We start from the raw sequence: 4,469 nt of genomic DNA, 5'->3' as shown, positions 1-4,469 counted from the left end.
CGCGCCCCCTCTCCCTATGGGAGAGGGGGCGCGTCGAGTCTGAACCGCACCGGAGGGCCTGCCCCTCAGCCCTCGATGCGCGAGAAGTCCGCCACCTCCCGCGTGGCGGCGCGCAGCGCGTTCAAGAGCGCGAGGCGGTTGGCCCGCAGAGCCGGATCCTCGGCGTTCACCGTGACCTCGTCGAAGAAGGCATCGACCGGCGCGCGCAGCCGCGAGAGCGCCCGCATCGCACCCTCGAAATCCTCGGCGCCGACCGCCGAGGAGGCTTCGGCGCGCGCGACGCCGAGCGCCTCGTGCAGCGCCCGCTCCTCCGGCTGGCCGGACGACGCGATCAGCCCGGCATCCGGCTCGGAATCGTAGGCGCGGCCGTCCTTCTTCTCCTCGATGCGCAGGATGTTGGCCGCGCGCTTGTAGCCGGCGAGCAGGTTCTTTCCGTCCTCGGTGTCGAGGAACGTGCCGAGCGCCTCGACGCGGCGGACCACCATCAGCAGGTCGTCCTGGCCGGGCAGGGCGAAGACGGCGTCGATCAGGTCGTGCCGGGCGCCCTGGTCGCGGAGGTAGACTTTGAGGCGGTCGGCGAAGAAGGCGAGGAGACCGATAGACTCAGGCCCAATCTTCCTACCTAGCCATTCGCCGCCGCCTACTGAGAGCCGAGCATAGGTCGTGAAGCCGGGAGGCTGGCTTGCGAGGTAAGCTTTTTGTATTGAATCAAAAACACGAGCCAGATGGCCTTCGAATAGATCTACCAGACGTAGCCGATGGCCTACCAAAGCGTGGCGGATAACGCCAAGCGCTGCCCGCCGCAGCGCGAACGGATCTTTGCTCCCCGTCGGCTTCTCGTCGATCGCCCAAAATCCGACCAGCGTGTCGAGCTTGTCGGCGAGCGCCACCGCGACTGACACCGGATCGTTCGGCACCTGATCGGACGGCCCCAGCGGCTTGTAGTGCTCTTCAATCGCCGCCGCGACGCTCGGGTCTTCACCCTGCAACGCCGCGTATTTGCGCCCCATCAGTCCTTGAAGCTCAGGAAACTCACCGACCATCTCGGTGACGAGATCGGCCTTCGCGAGCCGTGCGGCGCGCTCAGACAGATCCGGATCGGCTCCGACCAGCGGCGCGATCTCCCGCGCGAGCGCGGCGATGCGCGCGATCCGCTCACCCTGCGTCCCGAGCTTCTCGTGGAAGACGATGCTGTCGAGCTTCGGCAGTTGGTCCTCCAACCGCACCGCCTTGTCGGTCTCCCAGAAGAACTTCGCGTCCGACAGCCGCGCCCGCACCACGCGGCCGTTGCCGGCTGTGATGGCCTGACCGCCGTCGCTGGCCTCCAGGTTCGAGACCAGGATGAAGGCCGGCGCCAGAGCTTCGCTGCCGGACTTGCGCAGCACGAAGCACTTCTGGTTCGCCCGGATCGTGGCGCGGATCGCCTCGGCGGGGATATCGAGGAAGCTCTCCTCGAAGCGGCCCATCAGGGTCACGGGCCACTCGACGAGGCCGGCGACCTCCTCCAGCAGGCCCTCGTCCTCCACGAGGTCGAGACCCTGCGCGAAGGCGAGGTCGCGGGCGTCGTGCAGGATGATGTCCTTGCGCCGGTCGGCGTCGAGCACGACCTTGGCGCGCTCCAGCGCCTGCACGTAGTCGTCGAAGCGGCGCACCTCGATCGCCTCGGGTGCCAGGAAGCGGTGGCCGTAGGTGGTGGTGCCGGCCGCGATCCCGTCAACCGAGAACGGCACGACCTCGGTCGATTCGGTCTCGGGCCCGAAGGTGGCGACGATCGATTGCAGCGGGCGCACCCAGCGCAAGGATCCGGGCTGCGCGGAGGCCGCGCCCCAGCGCATCGATTTCGGCCAGGGGAAGCTCCGGACGATCTGCGGCAGGATCTCGGCCAGCACGTCGAGCGTCTCGCGGCCCTCCCGCTCGATCACCGCGAGGTAGAATTCACCCTTTTTCGGGTCCGTGACCGTTCTGGCCTGGTCGAGCGAGGTCAGACCGGCGCCCTTCAGAAAGCCCTGCACCGCGGCCTCGGGCGCGCCGACGCGCGGGCCGCGGCGCTCCTCGCGCACGGCCTCGCCGCGGGCCGGCAGCCCGGCGACGTGCAGCGCAAGCCGGCGCGGCGTCGCGAAGGCCTTGGCGCCCTCGTAGAGGAAGCCGCGCTCCACCAGCGCGTCGGTGACGAGCTTCTTCAGATCCTCAGCCGCCCGCCGCTGCATGCGGGCGGGGATCTCTTCCGAGCGGAGTTCGAGGAGCAGGTCGGGCATGGGATCGGGTCCGGCGGCGCGGGAATGTCGGATCGGGTGGCGGGCGTCAGGCGGCGGCGTGGCCGCCGGCCTCGGTCCTGAGCCAGGCCGCGCCGCAGGCCTTGGCGAGCTCGCGCACCCGCAGGATGTAGCTCTGTCGCTCTGTCACCGAGATCACGCCCCGGGCGTCGAGCAGGTTGAAGACGTGGCTCGCCTTGATGCACTGGTCGTAGGCCGGCTGCACGATGCGGTGGCGCGCACCCTCCTGCTCCGGCTCGCCGGCCGCGAGGTAGGCGCGGCAGGCCTTCTCGGCGTCGGTGAACTGCCGGAACAGCATCGCCGAATCGGAGGCCTCGAAATTGTGGCGCGAGTATTCCTGCTCGGCCTGCAGGAAGACGTCGCCGTACGTGACCTTGTCCGCGCCCTCGCCCCCGTTGAAGTTGAGGTCGTAGACGTTCTCGACGCCCTGGACGTACATGGCCAGCCGCTCGAGGCCGTAGGTCAGCTCGCCCGCGACCGGCGCGCACTCGAAGCCCGCCACCTGCTGGAAGTAGGTGAACTGGCTCACCTCCATCCCGTCGCACCAGCACTCCCAGCCGAGGCCCCAGGCGCCGAGCGTCGGGCTCTCCCAGTCGTCCTCGACGAAGCGGATGTCGTGGAGCTTGAGGTCCACGCCGATCGCCGCGAGCGATTCGAGGTAGAGTTCCTGCAGGTTCGGCGGGTTCGGCTTCAGGATGACCTGGAACTGATAGTAGTGCTGCAGCCGGTTCGGGTTCTCGCCGTAGCGCCCGTCCTTCGGGCGGCGCGAGGGCTGCACATAGGCGGCCTTCCAGGGCTTGGGCCCCAGGGCGCGCAGCGTGGTGGCCGGATGGAAGGTGCCCGCGCCGACCTCCATGTCGTAGGGCTGCAGGATGACGCAGCCCTTGGCCGCCCAGAAGCGCTGGAGCGTCAGGATCAGGCCCTGGAACGAGCGGGTGGGCGCGAGATCGGCGTCTGACATCTTGCTGCATCGCGGCGGGGAGGGGCGGGCAGCGTTTAGGCTCGCGGGGCGGGGTGTCAAGCGAAGGGCGCCGGGTGCGGGCCCACACCGAAGCGTGGCCGGAATGTGGCGCAAACCGGGCCGGAGGCGGGAACTGCCAAGCCCACGGCCACGTTTACTGGACATGATGGGACGGGCGCCCCGGAAAGCCGCCGGACACCTTGGAAACTCAGTCATGCGCAAGGATCTCACCCTCGTCGCCGCTCTCTTCGCCGCCTCCCTGGTCGCGACCCCGCTGGTGATGTCCGGCACGAAGGCGCTCGCCACCTCCGAGGAGGCCACCGCCGTGGCGCTCCCCGTGGCCACGATGCCGGTCGAGGTCGCGGCCGTGGCGCCGGCCCCCGAGACGTGCAACCGCAAGGTCCGGGTGGTCTACAGCGGCTACGGCACGCCGAGCGCGGCCTGCCTCACGCGCTGACCCGGCGCGGGGCTCTGCCCCGAGACCCCGCCGAACGGTGGCCCACCCTTCGGGATTCCGGGACCTAGAGTCCGAGCCTCGCCCAGGCGGCGCGCTCCGCGATGGCGCCGATCGCCTCGTCCGCGAGGCCGGTGCCGCCGGGCGCCGCCCGACGCAGCAGGCGCGCGACGAAGGAGCCGCGCGCCTCCGCGATCATGCGGATCTCCACATCGTCGCCGAAGCGGGCCCGCAGGGTGGAGCGGACGTCACCCAGCCCGTCCACCAGCCCGAGTTCGAGGGCGCTGCGCCCCGTCCAGACCGCGCCGGTGAACAGGTCCTCGCCGGGCTTCAGGTTCGGGCGCCGTGAGCGGACGAGGTCGGTGAACACCGTCTGCACGTCGGCCTGGAGCGCCTTCAGCCGCGCCACGTCGGCCGGGTCCTCGGGCCGGAACGGGTCGAGCATCGCCTTCGCCTCGCCCTGCGTGTGCACGCGGCGCTCGACGCCGATGCGCTCGATCAGGCGATCGAAGCCGAAGCCGGCCGAGACCACGCCGATGGAGCCGACGACCGAGGTCGGGTCTGCCACGATCTCGTCGGCCGCGCAGGCGATCATGTAGCCGCCCGACGCCGCCGCATCCTCCACGAAGGCCAGGACCGGAACCCGCTTCTCCTCCGCGAGCGCCCGGATGCGGCGGTGGATGAGGTGGGATTGCGCGGGCGAGCCGCCCGGCGAGTTCACCACGATCGCGACCGCCGCCACGCCCTTGAGCCCGAACGCCTGCTCCAGGCTTCCCGCAAC

At 70.3% G+C, this 4,469-nt stretch carries 4 protein-coding genes; 1 reads left to right on the top strand and 3 read right to left on the bottom strand.

From position 1 onward, the window contains the following. Window positions 1-65 precede the first annotated feature (65 nt). A complete protein-coding gene (gene glyS, locus AX737_RS21335; protein WP_066924731.1) occupies window positions 66-2,255 on the bottom strand; it encodes a glycine--tRNA ligase subunit beta in 2,190 nt (729 codons plus the stop codon). A gap of 46 nt (window positions 2,256-2,301) precedes the next feature. Then, entirely contained in the window at window positions 2,302-3,234 is a 933-nt protein-coding gene (locus tag AX737_RS21330; protein ID WP_066924729.1) for a glycine--tRNA ligase subunit alpha, read from the bottom strand. Window positions 3,235-3,448: 214 nt separating this feature from the next. On the opposite strand from AX737_RS21330, the gene AX737_RS21325 reads away from it, so the two are divergent. Next, window positions 3,449-3,691, top strand: a complete 243-nt coding sequence (locus AX737_RS21325) for a hypothetical protein (protein ID WP_066924727.1) — start codon at window positions 3,449-3,451, stop codon at window positions 3,689-3,691. A 64-nt stretch (window positions 3,692-3,755) separates the two neighbouring features. Here the strand turns inward: AX737_RS21325 and AX737_RS21320 are convergent. Continuing rightward, window positions 3,756-4,469 (bottom strand): S49 family peptidase (locus AX737_RS21320; RefSeq protein ID WP_066924725.1); only part of this gene is annotated, 714 nt, incomplete at its 5' end.

The sequence above is a fragment of the Methylobacterium sp. CCH5-D2 genome (assembly GCF_001556475.1).
Classification (GTDB): Bacteria; Pseudomonadota; Alphaproteobacteria; order Rhizobiales; family Beijerinckiaceae; genus Methylobacterium; species Methylobacterium hispanicum.
Note: the sequence above shows the minus strand (reverse complement) of the source record. Positions and strands in the feature narration are given on the sequence as shown.